This window comes from Terrimonas sp., assembly GCF_003075435.1.
In the GTDB taxonomy this organism is placed as follows: domain Bacteria; phylum Bacteroidota; class Bacteroidia; order Chitinophagales; family Chitinophagaceae; genus Agriterribacter.
Genome location: NZ_QCZJ01000059.1, coordinates 1 through 3992, shown reverse-complemented (window position 1 = coordinate 3992; position 3992 = coordinate 1). Strand labels below are relative to the sequence as shown.

The following is a 3992-nucleotide window of genomic DNA, read 5'->3' as shown; positions in this document are numbered from 1 at the left end:
TCAGCTACATATCCGGCTGACCGAACACTAATGAACTACAAAATATATTTTCAACTTTTGTATCTTACATCAGCAGCAGTACCGGGCTGGACGTTTTTCAAATGCCCTGCCGAACGCAAAGCTGTGAACGTTGTGCGTCACCAAAACTGACAACTTTTCAACCTAAAACAGAATAATGGCAATACCAGACTTCCAAAGTGTAATGTTACCAATGTTGACATTTCTTGGAGACAACCAAGAACACTCAATGAAAGAAACTTTAGCTGCTTTAGGCGCACATTTTAACCTGACGGATACAGAAATGAATGAAATGTTGCCAAGCCGCAACCAGACAATCTTTTATAATAGGGTTACTTGGGCTAAAGCACATTTGAAAATGGCTTCACTTGTGGAAAATACTAAGCGCGGGCATTTTAAAATCTCTCCATTGGGGATTGAAACGCTAAATAAAAAACCACAATTCATAAATCTCAAGTTTCTAAAAACGTTTCCAGGCTACTTAGAAAACGCAGGAAGAACAAAAGATAATGGAAAGCCAAATATTACAGAAGATATAGAAACAAACGAAACGCCAGAAGAAATAATAGAATGGAACTATTTAAAGATAAGAAATAATCTTGCTTTAGAACTTTTATCCAAAGTGAAGACTTGTAGTCCAGCATTTTTTGAAAATTTAGTTGTTGAACTTTTGGTAAAAATGGGATATGGTGGAACAATTAAAGAAGCAGGACAAGCAACAAAACTTACTAACGATGGTGGTATTGACGGAATTATCAAAGAAGATAAATTAGGATTAGACTTCATTTACATTCAGGCTAAGCGGTGGGACACACAGCCTGTTGGCAGACCCGACATTCAATCCTTTGTGGGCGCGTTGGACGGACAGAGAGCAAATAAGGGCGTTTTTATTACGACTTCACGGTTTGCTGACTCTGCAACAAATTATGTAAAGACAATCACAAAAAAGGTAATTCTAATTGACGGAGAACAATTGGCAAATTATATGATTGACTATGAACTTGGGGTATCAAGTTTTACGGCTTACAACCTTAAAAAAATTGACAATGATTATTTTGACATTGAATAAACTTGGCGAACGCACAACATTCAGTTTTGCGTCAGCAGGGGGTGATGAATAAATCCTCATCGGCAGTGGTACTATCAGCTACATATCCGGCTGACCAAACATGGATGAGCAATAGAATATGTTTTCATACTTTTGTAACTTACATTGGCTGCAGTTCCGGGCTGGACGTTTTCCAAATGCCCTGCCGAACGCAAAGCTGCCGGACGTTGTAGGCAAGGCTAACAGGCAGCAGTATGAGAATTATACATCGGTATTTGCAGTTCGACAGTCATCTAAAAACAATCAAACCTGTTAAGACAATTCTTGACAAATACTCGCATTCCTACAATTACAAAGAAGACTTAGAATGTGTAATTCCAACTTTCAAATACACAATAGAATTCTATCTCTATGAAGACAACCCCGACTTTGACGTTATTAAAAGAGAAATAGGCAAGTTTCTTGAACCGCAGGTTATCGGGACAGAATATGAGAAAGCGGACATAAAAAATGCAGAGTGGTATATCGTAAATACTGGCGAATATCAATATCCACAACCAGAGGATGATTTCGCATATCTAAAAGCAACTTTTAATCTAGACGATTATTGTCATTTGTGCGGAATTGGAAAACTTCAAAATGCTGCTTATCGACTAAAAACAACACCTAAACAACCTAACAATCAATTTTGGGGGTTACATTGGGATTTTGACGCAATATTTGTAAGACAGGAAGCCAAGAACATTTTAGACAGAGAGGGAATAAAAGGCATTAAATTTTCAAATCCTGTTATTCACAGGACAAATGTTCCTATTGAGGGGTTTTATCAGTTGCATATTGACACAATTCTGAGTAATGGATTTGATTGCTATAATACTAAAACCATAACCTGTAAAATCAACAATGAGGAAAATCTGAATACCGATAAAACCTCACAATGTTGCGGACGAATAAAATTTCATCACCCAATGATTGGCGGTTATTTATTTGACAAAAGTATTTTTGACACAAAGTTTGACATAGTAAACTGTTGCGAATATTTTGGAAGTGGCGGCAGTGCTAATAGACTTCAAATTGTATCAAAGAAGTTTAAGGACATCGTTGACAAAAATAAATTGAAGGGATTGTCTTTCATTCCTGTAATGCACAACAGACTTGAACGATGAAGCCCAGCCTACAACATTGGGTTTTATGCAAGTTGGGCAGGACATTGAAACATCAGCTAATTTGCAAATCTCGGCTTCAGTTCCAGCAGACGAATAAATATCAGCTTTTGTACTTAACTTCATCAACATATTTTTAATCAGCAACGGTTATCGGCAGACGGAATACTAATTCCCAACCTGCATAAAGCCCTGCTCGTTAGCGGCAACCCTAAAGCGACAGCGTAATGAACAGACAAACGACTACTAAAATAACCAAGTGGGACGAGTTCCGCCATCTTTTTAAACAACTAGAAATTCCTGCGAAAACAACGCTCTTGCAAGAAGGTCAAATTTCAAAGACTATGTTTTTCATTGACAAAGGTTGTTTAAGAACTTGGGTGAATAACGACGGTAAAGAAATAACTACTCAATTTTTCTTTGAAGGTGATAGTGTTTCTTCTATCGAAAGTTTCAGAACAAATCAGCCAAGTTTATACAGCATTGAAAGTTTAGAGCCTTCCATTTTGCAAACCATTTCACAAAAAGACTTTCAAAATATTATCGAAAATTCACCTGAATTAAAAAAGAAAATGGAAGTCCATTTATTCAGAAGACTTTTTCAATCTCAACAACTTTTGTATTCTTTTCTTAAAAATAATCCCAAACAACGCTACGAAGAATTAATCGAGCAACATCCTCATATTATTCAGCGTGTTCCACAACATTACATTGCTTCTTATTTGGGAATTACATCCGTTTCTTTAAGCCGAATACGAAACAGACGATAATTAAATTTCTTTACAATTGTTATCGTTTATCAGCTATTGGAAGGTTCAATTTTGCACTGAACTTTAAAGCTGAAAAAATGAGAACCGTAATAGTATTTAATCATCCTTATGAAGGAAGTTATTGTAATGCAATCTTGAAAGCAGTAACCAAAGGGCTTCAAAAAGCAAATCACGAAGTTGACCTTATGCATCTTGACAAAGATGGATTTAATCCTGTAATGTCAGAAGCAGATTTAAAAGCCTTTATAGACCACAAGCCAATTGACCCACAAGTAATAGATTACCATGAGCGGCTTAAAAAAGCAGATCACATAATTTTTATTTTTCCAATTTGGTGGGATTTAATGCCGGCTACGACCAAAGGTTTTGTTGACAGAGTTTTAAGTCCAGGTGTGGTGTATAACCATCATCCAAGAGGATTTGGATTAGTTCCACTATTGAAAAATTTGAAAAGTGTAACTATTATTACCACAATGAACAAACCAAAAATCATGTATTCGCTGCTTATTGGAAATTTAATCCGAAAAGCAATGTTAAGGAGTGTTTTTAAAACTATGGGTTACAAAAATCTTAATTGGATAAATTTTGCTTATGTAAAATCTGTAAGTCAGAAAAAAAGAGTGAAATGGTTGACAGACATCGAAAGTAAATTTGCAAAGTGGACTTGACAAAAAGGGCAGCCGCTAACATGGTATTGCCAAAAGCGGGGCTGAAAGTCCAATCCTCAACTTTTATACTTCTATTCCGCAAAACCATTTTTATTTGCTTTGAAAAATGTAAATTAGCAAACAAAAAATGGTTTTGCTAACTGCGGTGCTGAACTCAACAATTTGTTCCTTGATTTCCCCGCCTTCGGCAATACCCAAAACGTTGTAGGCAACTTTTATGAAACAGTCTTCTGAAACATATTTTGAAATATTTGACGGTGGTGATATAATTAGAGTTGAACCATATCAAACTATCAAGTACGACTCTGCCCTTGATTGGGACAGG

Annotated in this window: 4 protein-coding genes; all 4 read left to right on the top strand. The window is 36.2% G+C overall.

The window, feature by feature from the left end:
- Nucleotides 1-175 precede the first annotated feature (175 nt).
- Complete coding sequence (locus DC498_RS25705) at nucleotides 176-1087, top strand: restriction endonuclease (protein WP_116876989.1); 912 nt, start codon at nucleotides 176-178, stop codon at nucleotides 1085-1087.
- Nucleotides 1088-1320: 233 nt separating this feature from the next.
- Nucleotides 1321-2232 (top strand): hypothetical protein, encoded by a 912-nt coding sequence (locus DC498_RS25700; RefSeq protein WP_116876988.1) that lies wholly within the window; start codon nucleotides 1321-1323, stop codon nucleotides 2230-2232.
- Nucleotides 2233-2456: 224 nt separating this feature from the next.
- Nucleotides 2457-2999 carry a Crp/Fnr family transcriptional regulator gene (locus tag DC498_RS25695; protein WP_116876987.1) on the top strand — a complete coding sequence of 181 codons (543 nt, stop codon included), beginning with the start codon at nucleotides 2457-2459 and terminating at the stop codon, nucleotides 2997-2999.
- 77 nt (nucleotides 3000-3076) lie between these two features.
- On the top strand, nucleotides 3077-3667 hold the full coding sequence (locus tag DC498_RS25690; RefSeq protein ID WP_116876986.1) for an NAD(P)H-dependent oxidoreductase: 591 nt from the start codon (nucleotides 3077-3079) through the stop codon (nucleotides 3665-3667).
- Nucleotides 3668-3992: the final 325 nt, after the last annotated feature.

Coding starts and splice junctions, on each gene's coding strand:
- DC498_RS25700 (WP_116876988.1), top strand. CDS start 1,321: ATGAGAATTATACATCGGTATTTGCAGTTCGACAGTCATCTAAAAACA.
- DC498_RS25695 (WP_116876987.1), top strand. CDS start 2,457: ATGAACAGACAAACGACTACTAAAATAACCAAGTGGGACGAGTTCCGC.
- DC498_RS25690 (WP_116876986.1), top strand. CDS start 3,077: ATGAGAACCGTAATAGTATTTAATCATCCTTATGAAGGAAGTTATTGT.
- DC498_RS25705 (WP_116876989.1), top strand. CDS start 176: ATGGCAATACCAGACTTCCAAAGTGTAATGTTACCAATGTTGACATTT.